Here is an 18,205-nt window from a genome sequence, read left to right as displayed (position 1 = left end):
ACCGCCGGCATCTCTTTGTTTGACCATGATCTTTTCCGAAAACCGGTTTCCACTTTTTGCGTTCGCTGACCTTCGGTTCGGGATCATGGTCTGTCCTTGAGCTCCAGCAGCCGCCGGTAAAGCGCCTGTTTCTGGCCGCCGGTCATCTTCGCCGCTTCCGCCGCCGCCTTGGAGGCCGGCATTTCCGCCGCTAGCGACAAAAGCAGCCGGTCGATGTCGGCCGGCTGGTCCGCGGTCGCCTCCGCCGGACCGACGCAGATGACGATCTCGCCCTTCGGCGTATCGGCGGCTGCATAGTGCTCGGCAAGCGCGCCTAGCGTGCCCGTCCGCATCTCCTCGAATGTCTTGGTCAGCTCGCGGCCGATCGCGCCCCGGCGACCGCCGCCGAGCACGTTCACCATCGCGGCAAGCGTCTCGGCCAGCCGGCGCGGCGATTCGAAGAAGATCAGCGTCGCGGGCACCTGCCTGAAGCTCTCGAGCTTGGTCAGCCGCTGGCCTGCCTTGGCGGGTAGAAAACCGGCGAACAGGAACGCATCGGAGGGCAGGCCGGAAGCCGTCAGCGCGGCAAGAGCCGCCGATGGTCCGGGGATGGGCACGACGCGGATGCCGTGGTCGAGCGCTTCGCCGACCAACCTATAGCCGGGATCGGAGACCAGCGGCGTACCGGCGTCGGAAATCAGCGCCACGCTCTGTCCAGCTTGGAGCGCTGCTATCAGCTTCGGTCCGGCCTCGCCGGCATTGTGCTCGTGATAGGCCGTGGTGCGGCGGCGGATGCCGTAGCGTTCGAGCAGCACGCGCGAGACGCGCGTGTCCTCGCAGGCGACGATATCGGCGCTGGCCAGCGTCTCCAGCGCGCGCAGCGTGATGTCGGCGAGATTGCCGATCGGCGTCGCCACCAGATAGAGCGCCGGCTCCAGCGGCCGCACCGGCATCTCGGTCTGGCCTATCACATAGCTGCGTTTGTCGCCGGTCAAGAATAACCCTCCATTCACCCTGTTTGGCATGGCTCACGGCCGGTTGCAAAACGTGAAGTCGAGGCAAGGAAACCGCCATGCCTTCGCCACAGTGAGGAACGAAACCGGCGCCGGCAGATTTTCAACCCTGATTCCCCGGAGGAGCAGGACCCGACGATGCCTAATCGCTTTGACATCTTCATCAGCCGACTCGAAAGCAAAACCGCCCGCGAGGGCGAGCCGACCCATCCGATAGCCGATCAGTCCGGCGCTCGCCGCGACAAGGCTGGCAGCAAGCCCGTCCGCGAAGGTGAGGCGCATGCGGAGAAGAACCGCGGCAAGCACCGCCAGAAGCACGAAGCTTAGAGCGTCCCATTTGAGCCGCAGACGGCTCTCTCGCTTCGTCATCCCTGGGCGAAGCAAGGAGCGAAGCGACGTAGCGAAGACCCTGGGATCCTGTTGCATTGAAGCGTCGCCAGCGGTGCAGAATTCTGCTCCGCTACACCCTCGGCCGAGGTCACGGCATGAATCCTCGGGTCAAAGCCCGAGGATGACGAAGGTGCTGGGAGCGCCGCCTCCGCTAAAGATATCGCGGGACCTTCGTCTCCGGAATCCGCACCAACTCCGGTTCCATGAACTCATAGTCGTTGGGGATGTCGAGGCAGATCACTCTGGCACCCTTCAGGCTTGCCCGGAATTTCTTCTGCAGCTTGGCGCGATGCGCCTTCTCCATGACGAAGATGATGTCGGCCCAGGCGACCAGCTCACGCGTCAGCGGGTTGTCCGCGTCGTGATTAGTGCCGGCTGATTCGACCTCGATGTCGCGCCGGTTGGAAAACACCTGCTCGGCGGTCGGGCTGCGAAGGCGATTCTGGCTGCAAACGAAGAGGACGTTCTTCACATGCTTCCATCTTTAGACGGGCCATTTCTTTGGCCGGAAGACCAAATTGCACTCCATCGAAGGCACCTACTCATCCCAGATCTCGCGTATCGTTTTGGTTAAAGGGATGTATTGATCAAGCGTAAGTCCGAGAAGATCGAATTCTACTGAGTCGTCTTTTGCAATTGCCCTGAGGTTTATCCCTACGTACGTCACAAAATTGCTGCACCACGTCGAACTCGCTCAGGCCTGACGCCTTATATTTTCTTATGACCGTCTGGTCCTTTATGATTTTTGCCTCAGCCTCGTAGAGATCGTCATATTCTTGAGATTTCGATATGTCGGTCAGCCCAAACTCGAAAACATCATTCGTGTTCAAAGTCCGCAGCGTCTCGTGGATCAGGAACTTCATAGCAAGCCTATGTTGGATGCGATTGCTTCAGGTAGAATACACCGAGCCGTAGCATCCTTGCTCGAGCCGATAAATCGTAACACCGGAGGATCCAGCCGCCGGGCTGCGGCCCCTACCGCGCCAAATCCGCCACCACCGCATCCAGCACGATCATGCCGGCCGTGGTGGCGCGGAGCCGAGCGTTGCCGACCGGCGCCACGAGCCCTTCCTCCTGCAGCACCGACAACCTGTCGCTCGATAGGCCGCGCCCGGCAAACGTCTCGTAGCGCTGAAGGTCGATGCCTTCGGCAAGCCTCAGTCCCATCAGCAGGAACTCGTCGGCCTCTTCCGAGCGCGTCAGGATCTCGCCGCCGGTGACGCCGTGGCCCTTGGCCTCGACCAGGTTGAGCCAGGTTTCCGGCATCTTCTCGGCGACCGTCACCGTGCGGCGGCCGTTCTCGACGAAGCGGCCATGCGCGCCCGGTCCGACGCCGACATATTCGCCGTAGCGCCAGTAGGTCAGATTGTGCCGGCTCTCGGCGCCCGGCCGCGCGTGGTTGGAGATCTCATAGGCAGGCAGCCCATGCGCTTCGGTCACCTCCTGCGTCAGCGCGTAGAGATCGGCCGCCTGGTCATTGTCCGGAATGGTGAATTTGCGCGCCGCATGCAGCGCATGGAACGGCGTGCCTTCCTCGATGGTCAGCTGGTAGAGCGACAGGTGGTCGGCGGCATGGCCGATCGCCTCTTCGAGCTCCGCCCGCCAGGACTCGGGCGTCTGGCCTGGTCGCGCATAGATGAGATCAAAGGACAGCCGCGGGAAAATCTCCCGCGCTAGCCCGATGGCGTGCAAGGCCTCCTCGACATTGTGCAGCCGGCCGAGGAAGCGCAGATCCTTGTCGTTGAGCGCCTGCACGCCGAGCGAGACGCGATTGACGCCGGCCGCGCGATAGCCGCGGAAGCGCTCCGCCTCGACCGAGGAGGGGTTCGCCTCCAGCGTCACCTCGATACCGTCAGGCACCGTCCAGTTCTTCGCCACCGCGTCCAGCACCGCCGCCACGGTTTCGGGCTTCATCAGCGACGGCGTGCCGCCGCCGAGGAAGATGCTGGTCACCTCGCGCGGCCCGCTGCGGGCGCGCATGGTCGCCAGCTCCGTCTCGAAGGCGCGTGCGAAACGCTCCTGGTCGACCGGCTGGTGGCGGACATGGCTGTTGAAATCACAGTAAGGGCACTTGGCCGCGCAGAACGGCCAATGGATATAGACGCCGAATCCGGGGCTGCGGTCGAGCGGCATGGTTTGGCCGATCCCGATCATTTTGAGCCGAGCCTGGCCAAATCCAAGCGCGCCAAATCCAATCGGGCTTGCGCAAACTTCTGGAAGGCACGGGCTCGGTGCGACAGCGCCGTTGCCTGGCCTGGCTTCCAGCCGTGTTTTTCCTCCGCGCTCATCTCGCCAAAGGTCTTGTCGAAACCGTTGGGCAGGAACACCGGATCGTAGCCGAAGCCGAGCGTGCCGCGCGGCGGCCAGACCAGCGTGCCTTCGGCCTCGCCGCGATAATATTCGGCCTCGCCATCCGGGAAGGCGAGGCAGATGACGGCGACGAAGCGGCCGGTGCGTCGCGCGGGCTCCACGGCGCCGACCTCCTGCAGCGCCACTTCGGTGCGCTGCATGGCCATGCCGAAATCCCTGCTGCCGTCCGGCGTCTCGGCCCAGTTGGCGGTGTAGACGCCCGGCGCGCCGTCCAGCGCGTCGACGCACAGCCCGGAATCGTCCGACAGCGCCGGCAGGCCGGTCGCCTTGGCCGCGGCATATGCCTTGATATAGGCATTCTCCTCAAAGGTCGTGCCGGTCTCGTCCGGTTCCGGCAGGCCGTATTCCTTGGCCGACTTCGCCTCGAAGCCGAACGGCGCCATCAGGTCGGCGAATTCGCGCAGCTTGCCATCATTGTGGCTGGCGACGACGATCTTTTGTCCGTTGAGCTGATGCATCAGAGACCCCAGATCCTTGGCTCCGCGAACTCGATCGAATTGCCCGACGGGTCGCGGATATAGATCGAGCGCCCGCCCTGCGGCCATTCGAACTCGCTTTCGATGGCGATGTTTTTTGCCGCCAGATGCCTGCGCCATTCGGCGATCTCATCGGCGCTCGCCGCGAAGCAGAGGTGGCCCTCGCCGACCGTGCCGTGCGGCGGCACCTTCAGCCTGGCATCGGGCGCCGGCGGGATTTTGGTCGCTTCGGCGTTGAACAGCAGCAGCACGCCCTCGCCGCAGCGGAAGAAGACGTGGCGGCCTTCGACCTTACCCAACGGCTCGAGGCCGAGGATGTCGCGGTAGAAGGCTTCCGCAGCGTGCAAGTCTGTGACGTAGAGCGCTGATTCCAAGATCGCCGAAGGAGTCACGAGGCACCCCCCTCTGCCCTGCCGGGCATCTCCCCCGCAAGGAGGGAGATTAGCTGTGGCTGCGCCGGCAGCCTTCCTGCGACGCTGGCGATTGGCAAAAGCATCGGCGACATCCGATCTCCCCCCTTGCGGGGGAGATGGCCGGCAGGCCAGAGGGGGGTGTGAAGGATCGCCAACCTCATTGTCCTTCCAAGCGGCGCGCTACACCACCGCCATCTGCTGCAGGCTGATCAGGCGTTGTATGCCTTTCTTGGCCAGCGCCATCAGCGCGGCAAACTGCTCTTCGGAGAAAGGCTCGCCCTCGGCCGTGCCCTGGATCTCGACGATGCCGCCCTTGCCAGTCATGACGAAATTGGCGTCGGTGCCGGCCGAGGAATCCTCCAGGTAATCGAGATCGATGACCGGCTGGCCGTCATGGATGCCGCAGGAAATCGCCGCCACATGGTCCTTCAGCACCTTGGCGACGCTCGCCATCTGGCGCGCCTCCATCCAGCGCAGGCAGTCGTAGAGCGCGACCCAGCCGCCGGTGATCGAGGCGGTGCGGGTACCGCCATCAGCCTGGATGACGTCGCAGTCGACGGTGATCTGCTGTTCGCCCAGCGCCTGCAGGTCGACCACGGCGCGCAGGCTGCGGCCGATCAGCCGCTGGATCTCCAGCGTGCGGCCGCCCTGCTTGCCGGTGGACGCCTCGCGCCGCATGCGCTCGCCGGTCGAGCGCGGCAGCATGCCATACTCAGCGGTCACCCAGCCCTTGCCAGAATTGCGCATCCAGGCCGGCACCTTTTCCTCCAGGCTGGCCGTGCACAACACATGCGTGTCGCCGAACTTCACCAGGCAGGAGCCTTCGGCATGCTTGGAGACGCCGCGCTCGAAGGAGATGGCGCGCATTTCGTCGGCTTGGCGTTTGGAGGGGCGCATCGAGGCTCTTTCTGTTCTTTTCTCGGATTCGTCGGCGGCTTGTAGACGCATGCGGCGCATGGCGCAAAGGAAAATGGGCCGTTGCGCCCGGGGCGCCTAAGTCTATATCTTCCAGTTGGAGGTTCATCGCCGAAATGAACAAGGCAGTCGATCCCGCTTCGCAGCCGCCCGCGCTTCAATCGCTCGACATGCGCTCGCGCGACATCTTCAGGCGGATTGTCGATTCCTATCTGCGCGACGGCGAGCCGGTCGGCTCGCGCAGCCTGTCGCGCATCATGCCCTCCTCGCTGTCGCCGGCCACCATCCGCAACGTGATGAGCGATCTCGAGCATCTGGGGCTGATCTATGCGCCGCACATCTCGGCCGGCCGCCTGCCGACGCAAACCGGGTTGCGCTTCTTCGTCGATGCCTTCATGGAACTCGGCGATCTGTCCGACGAGGAGCGCCGTGTCATCGAGGCGCAGGTGCGCGCCTCGGGCTCGGGCGCGACGCTGGAGCATATGCTGACCGAGGCCAGCCAGATGCTGTCGGGCATGTCGCGCGGCGCCGGCCTGGTGCTCGCCGCCAAGAACGAGGTGGCGCTCAAGCATATCGAGTTCATCCAGCTCGAACCCACCAAGGCGCTCGCCGTCATGGTGTCGCAGGGCGGCGACGTCGAGAACCGCGTCGTCGACCTGCCCGCCGGCATCACCGTTTCGCAGCTGCACGAGGCCTCGAACTTCCTCAACGCCCATATTCGCGGCCGCACGCTGGCGGAGGCCCGCATCGAGATCGCCCGCATCAAGGACGAGACCAGGGCGGCCCTCGACACGCTGTCGCAGGACCTGGTCGAGAAGGGCCTCGCGGTCTGGGCCGGCGCCGAAAGCGGCCTGCCGGCGCGCCTCATCGTGCGCGGCCGCGCCAATCTTCTGGAGAACGTCACCGCCCAGGCGGACCTCGAATTGCTGCGCCATCTGTTCGAGGACCTGGAAACGCAGGACGGGCTGCTGCAGCTTCTCGACCTCGCCGAGCAAGGTTCCGGCGTGCGCATCTTCATCGGCTCGGAGAACAAGCTGTTCTCGCTGTCCGGCTCGTCGCTCGTGGTCGCGCCCTATCGCGACAAGGACGCGCGGGTCATCGGCGCGCTCGGCGTCATCGGCCCGACCCGGCTCAACTATGCCCGCATCGTACCTATGGTCGACTATACTGCCCAGTTGATTTCGCGCATGCTGAGCTAAGCGGGAGCAATCGGGGATCGCCGCAAGGAGGGGTGGAAATGGCGCTGGAATCGTTCAAGGCCCAGATCAGCCTGCTGCTCGAGGAGATGGTGAACCAGCCCAAGGACGAGCACGAGGTGCAGGAGCAGCTGCGCGAGAAGCTCAGGGAAATGCGCGCCATGGGCCTGCCGCTGCCCGCCGATCTGGTCGCGCTGGAAAAACGGCTCGACGACGATCTGGACGTCAAAGAGAGCTGAGCGGCCGGAACCGCTACGAAAATCGGGCCGCCCCTCTTTTCGGAACGGCTGTCGATCCTAGTTCCCTAGCACGGAAATCTGACTGGTCGGATGGTGCTTGCGTTGGCAGGTCGCATGCCTTGGAGATTGGCCGAGACGCCCATAGCTTCGTCATCCTGGGGCGGAGCAAGGAGCGAAGCGACGCGGCGCAGACCCCGGGATCCATGCCGTGACTTGGAAGTATTGCGACGGTGCAGAATTCTGCTCCGCCGCTCCCTTTGGTCGAGGTCACGGAATGGGTCCCAGGGTCTCCGCGACGGAGCTTCGCTCCTGCTTCGCCCAGGGATGACACGTCGGGGAGGGTTCAGGTAGTCGCGCACGTCTGCGATCGTTCATCGATGGTGAACCCGGCAAGCCTGCAGCCGTTCAGAATCCCCATGTCGAGAAACTAGCTGTTTCTAAGCATGACGCGCAGGCGCAAACCATGGAGAACAGCATGATACGGATCGCCGGCCTTGCGCCTCTTGCCCTTCTCCTGGCCTCCGGTGCCTTCGCGCAGCAGGCCGCCGACCAGCCCCTGCTGACAGGCGAGGAGGCCTTCGGCGACTGGCAGGCCGACCGGCCCGGCGTGCGCCGGCTGATCAGGCCGGATGACCAGCCGTCTCCCCGCATCGGCAGGTTGGCATCGAACGCTCCCGGCCTGGCCGATCGCCCGCAAGGCGCGAAGCCGACATTGCCGCCCGGCTTTTCGGCGGAACTGATTGCCTCCGGCATAGAAAATCCGCGCGTCGTGCGCGTGGCGCCGAACGGCGATCTCTTCGTCGCAGACGGCGAAGCCAACCGGATCCGCGTCTATCGTCTAGCCGCGGGCAGCGCGAAACCTGCCGAAAAATCCATCTTCGCCGAGGACCTCAGCCAGCCCTACGGCATTGCCTTCTACCCCCCGGGAGACAAGCCGCAATGGGTCTATGTCGCCAACAGCGACAGCGTGGTTCGCTTTCCCTATCGCGACGGCGACCTCAAGGCATCCGGCGAACCGGAAACCATAGTCGCCGAAATCCCGGCCAGTTACCACTGGACCCGCGACATAGCCTTCTCGCCGGATGGCAAGACGCTCCATCTGTCGGTCGGCTCCGGCTCGAACACCGCAGAGGATATAGGATCGAGGCCCAAAGGCGGTCTCGATCGATGGGTGAAGTCGAAACCGCTCGGCGCTGCGTGGGGCTCGGAGGCCGGCCGCGCCGACGTGCTCGCCTTCGACCCCGACGGCAAGAACGGACGCACTGTCGCCACCGGCCTGCGCAACTGCTCGGGCATGACCGTGCAACCGGCAACAGGCGCGCTCTGGTGCGTCGTCAACGAACGCGACGAGCTCGGTGACAACGTGCCTTTCGAATACGCCACGACCGTCAAGGACGGCGCCTTCTATGGCTGGCCCTGGTACTATATCGGCGACAACGAGGATCCGCGCCACAAGGGCGCGCGACCCGACCTTGCCGGCAAGGTCACGATGCCGGACGTGCTGATCCAGGCGCATTCGGCGCCGCTCAACATGGCCTTCTATGAAGGCGGCGACTTCCCGGCCGACTACAAGGGCGACGCCTTCGTCACCTTGCACGGCTCATGGAATCGCAATGCCCGCACCGGCTACAAGGTGGTGCGGCTGAAATTCAAGGACGGCAAGCCGACCGGCGAGTACGAGGACTTCGCCACCGGCTTCGTCATTGCGGAGGATGCGGTCTGGGGCCGGCCCGCCGGTGTAGCGGTGGCGAAGGACGGCGCGCTGATCCTGACCGAGGACGGCAACGGCACCATCTGGCGTGTCACTTACGGCGACGGCCGGTCCTGACCCCTCACCCGGATTGCCCCGAATTGCGAAGGCAATTCGGGGCAAACCGACCTCACCCCGAGGGGAGAGGAGGTCGCAGCGCCGGCACTTAACCTCTTCTCCCCGTGGGGAGAAGGTGGCCGAGCGAAGCTCGGTCGGATGAGGGGGCTGGCGCAATCGAATCCAATCTCCAGGGAATTCAGTCCCGTTCGGTTTCATGCAACAAGGCATTCTGATCTCGGGCCTCGAACCATGACTCTCACCGGATTTCTCGCTTACAGCGCCGCCCTCGGCGTCGCCGCCGCCATTCCAGGCCCCGGCGTGACGGCGCTTGTCGCCCGCGCGCTCGGCTCCGGCTTCCGCTCGTCGCTGGCGATGTCGTTCGGCCTCATGCTCGGCGACCTCACCTATCTCACCGCCGTGGTGCTCGGCCTCGCCTTCGTCGCGCAGACCTTCGGCATGGTCTTCCTTGCGATCAAATGGGCGGGCGTCGCCTATCTCGCTTTCCTCGCCTGGCGCTTCTGGACGAGCGGCATCTCGCCCGAAACGGTCGAGGCGCGGAAGGGCAAGGGTGGCTTCATGGCGAGCTTCATCGCCGGACTGACGGTGACGCTCGGCAACCCGAAGACGATGATCTTCTATCTCGCCATAACGCCGACCATCGTCGACCTGAAGACGATAACGCTGGCGGACTACGGCATCCTCGTCGCGCTTACCGTCGTCGTCCTGTTCGTGGTGCTGGTGCCTTATCTGGTGCTGGCCGCCAAGGCACGCTGGTTCCTGAAGTCGCCGCGCGCGCTGAAGGCGCTCAACCGCACCGCCGCCGGCTTCATGGTGGGGGCAGCCGCGGCGATCGCGGCGCGTCAGTAAGGTGTGCTGATATTCAGGTGAGGCCGGCCTGCGAACGGTGGTCTCCTGCGCTTCCGGTGCTCACGTATTTTAAGTACGCTCCGCTCCGGTTCTCGGAGACCGCCATTCTCGGCTCGGCCTGACCTGAACCTCAACACACCGTGGTGCGTGATCTCACCCATTTCAGCCAAGCCATTCCGAAAACGGGCCAATCCGGAAAATGCATTTCCGGCAAGGGGTGGTTTTCAGCAACCGCCCCACTCGGATATTTTCGGCTGTCAGCCTATCTTGCGCGGCTGAAAGCCCTATTCTGTCGACCTGTGCCATTGCCTTGGGAGCGAAACCAATGAACAAGCCCGTCACCTCCGCGCGCGTCCCCGGCCGCGGCCGCATCTTCAACTCGATCACCGAGACGATTGGAGACACGCCGCTGGTGCGGCTGGACAAATTCGCCAGGGAAAAGGGCGTCGTCGCCAATGTGCTGGCCAAGCTCGAATTCTTCAACCCGATCGCTTCGGTCAAGGACCGCATCGGCGTCGCCATGATCGAGGCGCTGGAAGAGGCCGGCAAGATCTCGCCTGGCAAGACCACGCTGATCGAGCCGACCTCCGGCAACACCGGCATCGCGCTGGCGTTCGCCGCCGCCGCCAAGGGCTACAAGCTTATCCTGACCATGCCGGAGACCATGTCGGTCGAGCGCCGCAAGATGCTGGCCCTGCTCGGCGCCGAATTGGTGCTCACCGAAGGGCCGAAGGGCATGAAGGGCGCCATCGCCAAGGCCGACGAGCTCGCCGCCACGCTGCCCAACGCCATCATCCCGCAGCAGTTCGAGAACCCGGCCAATCCGGAAATCCACCGCCGCACCACGGCTGAGGAGATCTGGAACGACACCAATGGCGAGGTCGACATCTTCGTCGCCGGCATCGGCACCGGCGGCACCATCACCGGCGTCGGCCAGGTGCTGAAGAAGCGCAAGCCTTCGGTCCATGTCGTGGCGGTCGAGCCGGAAGCTTCGCCGGTGCTCTCCGGCGGCCAGCCCGGTCCGCACAAGATCCAGGGCATCGGCGCTGGCTTCGCGCCAAAGATCCTCGACACCTCGATCTATGACGAGATCGTCAGGGTCTCCAACGAGGATTCGGTCGCCAATGCCCGGCTCGTCGCCCGTCTTGAAGGCGTGCCTGTCGGCATCTCGTCGGGCGCCGCGCTCCAGGCGGCGGTCGTCGTCGGCTCGCGGCCGGAGAACAAGGGCAAGAACCTCGTCGTCGTCATCCCGTCCTTCGCCGAGCGCTATCTCTCGACGATCCTGTTCGACGGGCTGGGGGCGTAGGCGGCCTCGTCTCAGTTTCGAACGAGCTTTGCCCGCTCCGACTGCAGGAAACCGCGCAAGGCCGGATCGCGCTCGAGACCGATCGCCCGGTCGTACGCTTCGGCGGCCTCGGCCGTCCTGCCGAGCCTGGCCGACAGCTCGGCCCGAGCCGCCCAATAGGGCTGGTACTCGGCAAGCCGCTTGTCGTCGCCGATCGCGTCGAGCGCGGCAAGGCCCTCGGCCGCTCCCTCGGCTTCGGCGATCGCCACGGCGCGGTTGATCGCCACCACCGGCGAGCCGGCAATCGCCATCAGCGCATCGTAAAGCTGGCGGATCGCCGCCCAGTCGGTGCTGCCGCTCCGCCGTCGCGCCGTGTGCGCCGACTGAACCGCGGCTTCCAGTTGATAGCGGCCGATGATTTCCCTGGCCGCAGCGTGCCTCAGCAGCGCTTCCGCCTCGTCAATCAGCGCGTCGTCCCAGAGCGCCGTATCTTGCTCGGCCAACGGCACGAAGTCGCCTTCGGGGTTGCGCCGCGCCGCGCGCCGGGCTTCGGCGAAAAGCATCAGCGCCAGAAGCCCGAGCGTTTCCGGTTCGTCCGGTATCAGCGAGGCGACCAGCCGGCCGAGCCAGATGCCTTCGCTGGCAAGGTTGCGCCGTCTGGTCTCGGTGCCTGCCGGGTCCGACCAGCCCTCGGCAAAGGTGGCATAGATCGCTTCCAGCACGGCGCCGAGCCTTTCGCCAAGCTCGGCCCGCTCCGGCACGCGGAAGGGGATGCCGGCCTCGCGGATGCGGTTCTTGGCGCGCACCAGGCGCTGGCCCATCGTCGCCGGCGAAATGAGGAAAGCCGAAGCGATGGTCGCCGCGTCGAAGCCTAGCACGGTCTGCAGGATCAGCGGCGCGCGCACGCTCGGTTCGATCGCCGGATGGGCGCAGGCAAACATCAGCCTGAGCCGCTCGTCAGGCAAATCCTCATTCGTCATGCGCGCCTCCGCCTCTTCGGCAATCAGCTGCAGATGGTCGCGGGCCGCCTCGCCGGTCAGCCGCCGCCGCACGGCATCGACGTCGCGCCGGCGCGCCACGGCGAGCAGCCAGGCTTCCGGTTTTTCGGGCACGCCGCTCTTTGGCCAGCGCTCCAACGCGGCGGCGAACGCATCGGCCAGCGCGTCCTCGGCGCCGGCGACATCGCGCATCCTGGCCGCGAGATAGGCGACCAGCTTGCCGTAGCTCTGGCGGGCGGCCGCCTCTGCCGCCGCCCGCGCCATTTCCTGGCGATTGTCCATTACGGGATCGCTTCTAGGACAGGTAGTCCGTCATTTCCCAGATCGGCCGCACCTCCACCGTGCCGGTGCTGGCTGCCGGGCAACGCGCGCCCCATTCCATGGCCGTGTCGATGTCGGTCGCTTCGATCATGTAGAAGCCGGCAAGTTGCTCCTTGGTATCCGCATAAGGGCCGTCGAGCACATTGGTCTTGCCATCCGCCAGCCGTATCGAGGTGGCCGCCTGGGTCGGGCGCAGCCTTTCGCCGGCGAGGTACGCGCCGGATTTCTTCAACGCTTCCGTATAGGCGCCGTAGGCCGCGAGGACCTGCTCGGTCTTGTCACGCGGCGCGTTCGCCATCGCGGCTTCGTCGTTGTAGATCAAAAGCATGTATCGCATGGGTCTTCTCCCGTTTTTCTCGAAGGCCGCGTCGTCGCGGGCCGACCTATGTCGCGCGGCCGTGGCCGATTTCGACAACCGCCGCGAAAATCTTTCCTCGCCTGTAGCGCGCAGTGCAAGCCGCCGGCCGTCGTGTCATCTCTTCAACCCTTCGTCTAATGGCTGCAATTGCGGGTTGGCATTTGGCGCCTCCTGTCTAAACTCCTAGCTTCGCGCCGGGGAGGCGGCGCGGCGCGACCGTTTCAGGAGGAGGAAACCGTATGCTCAATTTCAGGACGAAATTTGTTGCCGCCGGCGCTTTGGCATTGTCGCTCGGCCTCGGAGCCATGTCGGCCGGGGCGCAGGAATTCATCAACGTGCTGACCGGCGGCACGTCGGGCGTCTATTATCCGCTCGGCGTCGCGCTGTCCGAGATCTACGGCAAGGGCATCGAAGGCGCCCGCACCCAGGTGCAGGCAACGAAGGCATCGGTCGAGAACCTCAACCTGCTGCAGCAGGGCAAGGGCGAAATTGCCTTCGCGCTCGGCGATTCCGTCAAGCTCGCCGCCGAAGGCAACACCGAGGCCGGCTTCCCCGGCAAGCTCGACAAATTGCGCGGCATCGCCGCCATCTATCCCAACTATATCCAGATCGTCGCCAGCAAGGAATCCGGCATCAAGACGCTTGCCGACCTCAAGGGCAAGAGCCTGTCGGTCGGCGCACCGGCCTCCGGCACCGAGCTCAACGCCCGCACCATCTTCGCCGCCGCCGGGCTGAAATATGAGGACCTCGGACGCGTCGAATATCTGCCCTTCGCCGAATCGGTCGAGCTGATCAAGAACCGTCAGCTCGACGCCACGCTGCAATCGGCGGGCCTCGGCGTCGCCTCGATCCGCGACCTCGCCACCTCGGTGCCGATCAATGTCGTGGCCGTGCCGGCCGAAGACGTCGCCAAGATCGGCTCGCCCTATCTGTCGGTGGTCATCCCCAAGGGCACCTATCAGGGCCAGACGGAGGACGTTGCGACCGCCGCGGTGGGCAATTTCCTCGTCACCCGGGCCGACGTTTCCGACGAGACCGCCTATCAGATGACCAAGCTGCTGTTCGAGCATCTCGACCAGCTCGCCGCCGCCCACGCCGCCGCCAAGGCGATCGATCCGGCCAAAGCGCTGGACGGCATGCCGGTGCCGCTGCATCCGGGTGCGGAGAAATATTACAAGGAGAAGGGGTTGGTGAAGTAGGCAGCTCTCCCTCCCCCTCAAGGGGAGGGTGGACAGCCGCCGAAGGCGGATGGACGGGTGGGGTCGGTTCATGCCGCGCGCTGCCTGGACCGACCCCACCCGCCTCGCTTCGCTCGGCACCCTCGCCCTCAAGGGGGAGGGACACCGCCAGGAACCCGCCAATGACCGAGACCCCCACCGTCCTTTCTCCGACCGTCGAAGAGCCTCTCGAAGGCCTGCCGCCGGGCTTCGGCGAGGGGCTTGCCGGCAAGGCGGCCTTCCTGATCGCCGTCGCCTTTTCCAGCTTCCAGATCTACATCGCCGCCTATGGCAGCCTGCCCAGCCAGGTGGTGCGCGCCATGCATGTCGGCTTCCTGCTGCTGCTCGGCTTCGGCCTGATCGCCAACCTGCGCGCCACCGGCATCGCGGCGAAAGCCGCGTTCTGGACGCTCGGCATGCTTGGCTTCGGCACCGGCCTCTACAACTGGATCTTCTACACCGACCTCATCCGCCGCTCCGGCTTCCTCACCACGCCGGACCTGATCGTCGGCACGCTGCTGGTGGTGCTCGTCTTCGAAGCGGCAAGACGGCTGATGGGGCTGCCGCTCGCGGTCATCGCCTTCATCTTCCTCGCCTATTGCTTCGTCGGCAATCACCTGCCGCCGCCCTTCATCCATCGCGGCTACGATTTCGCGCAGCTTGTCGACACCTTCGCCTACGGCACCGAAGGCATATACGGCACGCCGATCTATGTTTCGGCCGCCTACATCTTCATCTTCGTCGTCTTCGCCGCCTTCCTCGAACGCGCCGGCATGATCGCGCTGTTCAACGATTTCGCGCTCGGCCTGGTCGGTTCCTGGCGTGGCGGCCCGGCGCAGGTCTGCGTGCTCTCCTCGGCGCTGATGGGCACCATTTCCGGTTCCGGCGTCGCCAATGTGGTGGCCAGCGGCCAGTTCACCATTCCGCTGATGAAGCGCTTCGGCTTCCGCTCGGCTTTTGCCGGCGCCGTCGAGGCGACCTCCTCGATGGGCGGCCAGATCATGCCGCCGGTGATGGGCGCGGTCGCCTTCATCATGGCAGAGACGCTGAACATCCCTTACGCCGAGGTGGTCAAGGCAGCGATCATTCCGGCGCTGCTCTATTTCGGCGCCTGTTTCTGGCAGGTGCATCTGGAGGCCGGCAAGGCGAATCTGCACGGCATGGCCAAGGCGGACCTGCCCGATCCATGGGACGCGGTGCGGCAGCATTGGCCGCTGGTGCTGCCGCTTGCCGTGCTGGTCTACCTGCTCTTCGCCGGCTACACGCCGATCTTCGCCGGCACCATGGGCCTGGCGCTGACCATAGTGCTGATCCTCGGCGCGCCGCTGGCGGCCTTGATCGGCCCGTCCGCCTTCCGCGTCGTTTTCTGGCTGGCGCTTGGGCTTGCCGCATCCTCCTTCATGCGCTTCGGCGTCAACATCCTGAGCCTCGTCATCGCCGCGCTCATCGTCGCCTGCATCACCTTCAAGGGCGGGCGCGAGACGCTGCGCATCTGCGTCGACTCGCTTGCCGAAGGGGCGAAGAACGCGCTGCCGGTCGGCATCGCCTGCGCCATCGTCGGCGTCGTCATCGGCACGCTGACGCTGACCGGCATCGCCTCGACCTTCATCGGCTGGATCATCTCCATCGGCGAGAACAATCTCTTCCTGTCGCTGCTGCTCACCATGCTCACCTGCCTGGTGCTCGGCATGGGCATCCCGACCATCCCCAATTACATCATCACCTCCTCGCTCGCCGGCCCGGCGCTTCTGTCGCTCGGCGTGCCGCTGCTGGTCAGCCACATGTTCGTCTTCTATTTCGGCATCATGGCGGACCTGACCCCGCCGGTGGCGCTTGCCGCCTTCGCCGCGGCGCCCATGGCCAGGGAAAGCGGCCTCAAGATCGGCATCCAGGCCACCAAGCTCGCCATTGCCGGCTTCGTCGTGCCGTTCATGGCCGTCTATACGCCGGCCCTGATGCTGCAGGATGCCGGCCCCATCGCCGCCCAGTTCGGCTACCCGGTCGAGGTCGCCTACATCGTCGTCAAGGCCTGCATGGGCATCGTGCTCTGGGGCGCCGCCGCCGTCGGTTTCCTCGCCCGCCGCATGGCCTGGTGGGAACGCCTCGTCGCCTTCGCCGCCGGCGTGCTCCTGGTGGCGGCGCTGCCGCTCACCGACGAGACCGGCTGGGCATTGGCGCTTCTCTGGATCGGCGGGCACTGCTGGCGCGCGCGTCAGGCATCCGCCGGGGACGCTGCGTGAGCCTGTGCATCGTCGCTGCCGGCAAGACGGTGATGCTTGCCGTTACCGCCTTCACGCTGTCCTGGACGCATTCGGTGGAGCGGACGCGCTGGCGGGAAGACTGGAAAGTGACGCCTGCCGGCCTGCGGATCGTCGAAGCCCGCGTGAAAGGCTCCGGCGCCGGCATGGAGCCGCCCGAGGGCTCGGTGCTGCGGGACGGCTGGTGGGTCTACGCGCCGCGGATCGGATCCCAGCCGCGTCTGGTGCTGGCGGCGTCCGGCGCAACCGGGGAAGGCTGGACGCTGTGCACCGCCAAAGGCTGTCGCGAACTGGGCAAGGCGGCGGGAGAAACGACTGTGCTCGAGCCCTGCGCGCGCCAGCCGCGATAGCGCACGACGGCTCCCCATCTTAGTCGATCAGCCGCTGCCGCAGTTCGGCGGACGGGATTTCGCAGCTGTCTTTCCTGCCGAACAACGCGTAGCGGTTTTTGGCGACGCGGTCATAGAGCCAGTCGCGCAACGGCCGCGGCAGAAGCAAGAGCGCCTTTGCGGCACGCCACGGCCAGCCAAGCTCGGCCATGATGGCAACGAAACTGTCGAGCTTGGTGAAGGCGAGGCCATCGATGATGGCGAGATTGGTGTCGTAGCTATCTGTCGCCAGACCGTGCTTGCGAAACAGGGCTTCGCCGAACGGTGACTGCGCGGTGGCGAAGCGGAAGCGCTTTTTGCGATCGAGCCGGACAATCAGCTGGATGAAACCCGAGCAGAACACGCAGACGCCGTCGAAGACGATCAGCGGCTGGTTCGCGTAGATGGCTTTCGACTGAAGGAGGGAACGCTTCTGTTCGGGCAGGTCGGTCATGTCGGCCCCGGCTGCTTGTGCCTCAAGACACTAAGCCAGCCGGCGGCGGCGTCAAAGTCGCGGCGTTGTCGCACGCCGGCCGTCGATGACGGCGGGGCGCTCGTCACGATAGGTCGTGGCGCGGTTGTCGGCGGCCGGCTTGCAGATCCGGCTGTTGTGGCGGCTGTCGGGCATGACGATCAGTTCATCCCGATGCCGAGCGAGTTGCCGCGGCGGGCGCAGGCCGGGCCCGGACCGCGCATGTAGTAGCGCTCGGGCCGATAGGTCGGCGCGACGAATTCGCGGATGGCGGCGGCATAGCCGGCGATGTGGTTCCAGAAGTGCATTTTACTTGGTCCCTGTCCTGTTTTCGGATGTCCCTTCCGAATTACGGGAGATGATAGCGTCGAGGCGTGAATAGTCAGTGAACGCGATGTTAATTTGTGGTCCGAAACCCGTTGCTTCGTGGCTGGAATGCGGCTGATTCGCGGTCTTTCAGCGCCTTTTGTCGCGTTTCCGGCTCGTGTGACTTTTGCATCACATATGTTTCGTCCCGATGTCGCTCGGGCGCGCTTCTGTTTCGCGTTCGGGCGGTGCCGGGAAATTTCATTGCGTGTCCGGAAAAGGCCAGGAACCCGCCCGGAGGGGACACGTTGATCCGTCAGGCTGGCTCGAACCGGCTCGGAGGACGGCGGCTCGCGCCGCCGTTTGAATTCCAACCCCGGCAGAAGCAATCGAAGGCAAAAGCCATGGGTTTCTTTTCGAAGGACATCAAGACGCTGGACGACCTCTTCATCCATATGCTGCGCGACATCTATTATGCCGAGAAGCAGATCGAGCGAGCCCTGCCGAAGATGATCGGCAAGGCGACCGACCCGCAACTGAAAGCCGGCTTCGAGAAACACCTTGAGCAGACCAGGGGCCATATCGGCCGCGTCGAGCAGGTGTTCGAGCTGCATGGCGTCAAGGCCAAGGCCGTCAACTGCCCGGCCATCGACGGCATCCTCGAGGAGGCCGATGAGGTGAGCGGCGATATCGACGACCGGGAGGTTCTTGACGCCGCACTGATCGCCTCCGCGCAGGCGGTCGAGCATTACGGGATGACGCGCTACGGCACGCTGATCGCCTGGGCCAAGCAGCTCGGCCGCAGCGACTGCGCCAACGTGCTGGCCAAGAACCTCAAGGAAGAGCAGGCGACCGACCGCAAGCTCACCGAGATAGCGGAAAACAGGATCAACCTGCTGGCGGCCTGATGGGCTGTGCTGCAACGGCAGGCGCCGGCCGCCCGGAACCCAAGCG

At 65.1% G+C, this 18,205-nt stretch carries 20 protein-coding genes; 10 read left to right on the top strand and 10 right to left on the bottom strand.

Annotation, left to right across the window (positions count from 1 at the left end):
• Nucleotides 1–83 precede the first annotated feature (83 nt).
• Complete coding sequence (gene rsmI, locus EH240_RS25505) at nt 84–974, bottom strand: 16S rRNA (cytidine(1402)-2'-O)-methyltransferase (protein WP_167484155.1); 891 nt, start codon at nt 972–974, stop codon at nt 84–86.
• 156 nt (nt 975–1,130) lie between these two features.
• Between rsmI and EH240_RS25500 the strand changes: the two genes are divergently transcribed.
• Nucleotides 1,131–1,319 carry a hypothetical protein gene (locus tag EH240_RS25500; protein WP_125003786.1) on the top strand — a complete coding sequence of 63 codons (189 nt, stop codon included), beginning with the start codon at nt 1,131–1,133 and terminating at the stop codon, nt 1,317–1,319.
• Nucleotides 1,320–1,533: 214 nt separating this feature from the next.
• On the opposite strand, the gene EH240_RS25495 is transcribed toward EH240_RS25500, so the two are convergent.
• The 5 genes from EH240_RS25495 to rph all read right to left on the bottom strand — a co-directional run bounded on the left by EH240_RS25495 (nt 1,534) and on the right by rph (nt 5,538).
• Nucleotides 1,534–1,854: a low molecular weight protein tyrosine phosphatase family protein gene (locus EH240_RS25495; RefSeq protein ID WP_125003784.1), complete on the bottom strand. Its 321-nt coding sequence runs from the start codon at nt 1,852–1,854 to the stop codon at nt 1,534–1,536.
• Nucleotides 1,855–2,357: 503 nt separating this feature from the next.
• On the bottom strand, nt 2,358–3,536 hold the full coding sequence (gene hemW / locus EH240_RS25490) for a radical SAM family heme chaperone HemW (RefSeq protein ID WP_125003782.1): 1,179 nt from the start codon (nt 3,534–3,536) through the stop codon (nt 2,358–2,360).
• Nucleotides 3,533–4,210 carry an RdgB/HAM1 family non-canonical purine NTP pyrophosphatase gene (rdgB, locus tag EH240_RS25485; protein ID WP_125003780.1) on the bottom strand — a complete coding sequence of 226 codons (678 nt, stop codon included), beginning with the start codon at nt 4,208–4,210 and terminating at the stop codon, nt 3,533–3,535. Before rdgB ends, hemW begins: the two co-directional genes overlap by 4 nt.
• Nucleotides 4,210–4,620: a VOC family protein gene (locus EH240_RS25480; RefSeq protein ID WP_125003778.1), complete on the bottom strand. Its 411-nt coding sequence runs from the start codon at nt 4,618–4,620 to the stop codon at nt 4,210–4,212. Before EH240_RS25480 ends, rdgB begins: the two co-directional genes overlap by 1 nt.
• A gap of 201 nt (nt 4,621–4,821) precedes the next feature.
• Nucleotides 4,822–5,538, bottom strand: a complete 717-nt coding sequence (gene rph, locus EH240_RS25470; protein ID WP_125003776.1) for a ribonuclease PH — start codon at nt 5,536–5,538, stop codon at nt 4,822–4,824.
• A gap of 134 nt (nt 5,539–5,672) precedes the next feature.
• On the opposite strand from rph, the gene hrcA reads away from it, so the two are divergent.
• The 5 genes from hrcA to cysK all read left to right on the top strand — a co-directional run bounded on the left by hrcA (nt 5,673) and on the right by cysK (nt 10,974).
• Nucleotides 5,673–6,755 (top strand): heat-inducible transcriptional repressor HrcA, encoded by a 1,083-nt coding sequence (hrcA, locus tag EH240_RS25465; RefSeq protein ID WP_125003775.1) that lies wholly within the window; start codon nt 5,673–5,675, stop codon nt 6,753–6,755.
• 38 nt (nt 6,756–6,793) lie between these two features.
• Nucleotides 6,794–6,991, top strand: coding sequence for a hypothetical protein (locus EH240_RS25460; protein ID WP_125003774.1), 198 nt, complete (start codon nt 6,794–6,796; stop codon nt 6,989–6,991).
• Between the two features lie 475 nt (nt 6,992–7,466).
• Entirely contained in the window at nt 7,467–8,819 is a 1,353-nt protein-coding gene (locus tag EH240_RS25455) for a PQQ-dependent sugar dehydrogenase (RefSeq protein ID WP_125003773.1), read from the top strand.
• Between the two features lie 231 nt (nt 8,820–9,050).
• A complete protein-coding gene (locus EH240_RS25450; RefSeq protein WP_125003772.1) occupies nt 9,051–9,668 on the top strand; it encodes a LysE family translocator in 618 nt (205 codons plus the stop codon).
• 325 nt (nt 9,669–9,993) lie between these two features.
• On the top strand, nt 9,994–10,974 hold the full coding sequence (cysK, locus tag EH240_RS25445) for a cysteine synthase A (protein ID WP_125003771.1): 981 nt from the start codon (nt 9,994–9,996) through the stop codon (nt 10,972–10,974).
• Between the two features lie 11 nt (nt 10,975–10,985).
• Here cysK and EH240_RS25440 read toward each other — a convergent pair whose 3' ends face one another.
• Both EH240_RS25440 and EH240_RS25435 read right to left on the bottom strand, forming a co-directional pair.
• Nucleotides 10,986–12,233 carry an RNA polymerase sigma factor gene (locus EH240_RS25440; RefSeq protein WP_125003770.1) on the bottom strand — a complete coding sequence of 416 codons (1,248 nt, stop codon included), beginning with the start codon at nt 12,231–12,233 and terminating at the stop codon, nt 10,986–10,988.
• 13 nt (nt 12,234–12,246) lie between these two features.
• On the bottom strand, nt 12,247–12,609 hold the full coding sequence (locus EH240_RS25435) for a YciI family protein (protein ID WP_125003769.1): 363 nt from the start codon (nt 12,607–12,609) through the stop codon (nt 12,247–12,249).
• Nucleotides 12,610–12,869: 260 nt separating this feature from the next.
• Here EH240_RS25435 and EH240_RS25430 point away from each other — a divergent pair, with 260 nt between their 5' ends.
• The 3 genes from EH240_RS25430 (at nt 12,870) to EH240_RS25420 (ending at nt 16,455) form a co-directional block, all read left to right on the top strand.
• Complete coding sequence (locus EH240_RS25430) at nt 12,870–13,829, top strand: TAXI family TRAP transporter solute-binding subunit (RefSeq protein WP_125003768.1); 960 nt, start codon at nt 12,870–12,872, stop codon at nt 13,827–13,829.
• A 161-nt stretch (nt 13,830–13,990) separates the two neighbouring features.
• Nucleotides 13,991–16,087: a TRAP transporter permease gene (locus EH240_RS25425; protein WP_125003766.1), complete on the top strand. Its 2,097-nt coding sequence runs from the start codon at nt 13,991–13,993 to the stop codon at nt 16,085–16,087.
• Nucleotides 16,084–16,455, top strand: a complete 372-nt coding sequence (locus EH240_RS25420; protein ID WP_125003764.1) for a DUF1850 domain-containing protein — start codon at nt 16,084–16,086, stop codon at nt 16,453–16,455. Before EH240_RS25425 ends, EH240_RS25420 begins: the two co-directional genes overlap by 4 nt.
• A 19-nt stretch (nt 16,456–16,474) precedes the next feature.
• On the opposite strand, the gene EH240_RS25415 is transcribed toward EH240_RS25420, so the two are convergent.
• Both EH240_RS25415 and EH240_RS25410 read right to left on the bottom strand, forming a co-directional pair.
• Nucleotides 16,475–16,927 (bottom strand): thiol-disulfide oxidoreductase DCC family protein, encoded by a 453-nt coding sequence (locus tag EH240_RS25415; RefSeq protein ID WP_125003762.1) that lies wholly within the window; start codon nt 16,925–16,927, stop codon nt 16,475–16,477.
• Between the two features lie 179 nt (nt 16,928–17,106).
• On the bottom strand, nt 17,107–17,253 hold the full coding sequence (locus tag EH240_RS25410; protein WP_125003760.1) for a hypothetical protein: 147 nt from the start codon (nt 17,251–17,253) through the stop codon (nt 17,107–17,109).
• A 402-nt stretch (nt 17,254–17,655) separates the two neighbouring features.
• Between EH240_RS25410 and EH240_RS25405 the strand changes: the two genes are divergently transcribed.
• The gene (locus tag EH240_RS25405) at nt 17,656–18,159 is read left to right on the top strand and encodes a YciE/YciF ferroxidase family protein (protein WP_125003758.1); all 504 of its coding nucleotides are present in this window, start codon (nt 17,656–17,658) and stop codon (nt 18,157–18,159) included.
• Nucleotides 18,160–18,205: the final 46 nt, after the last annotated feature.

It is taken from the genome of Mesorhizobium tamadayense (assembly GCF_003863365.1).
In the GTDB taxonomy this organism is placed as follows: Bacteria; Pseudomonadota; Alphaproteobacteria; order Rhizobiales; family Rhizobiaceae; genus Mesorhizobium; species Mesorhizobium tamadayense.
The sequence above is the reverse complement of the archived record's forward strand: the minus strand, read 5'-3'. Positions and strand labels throughout refer to the sequence as shown.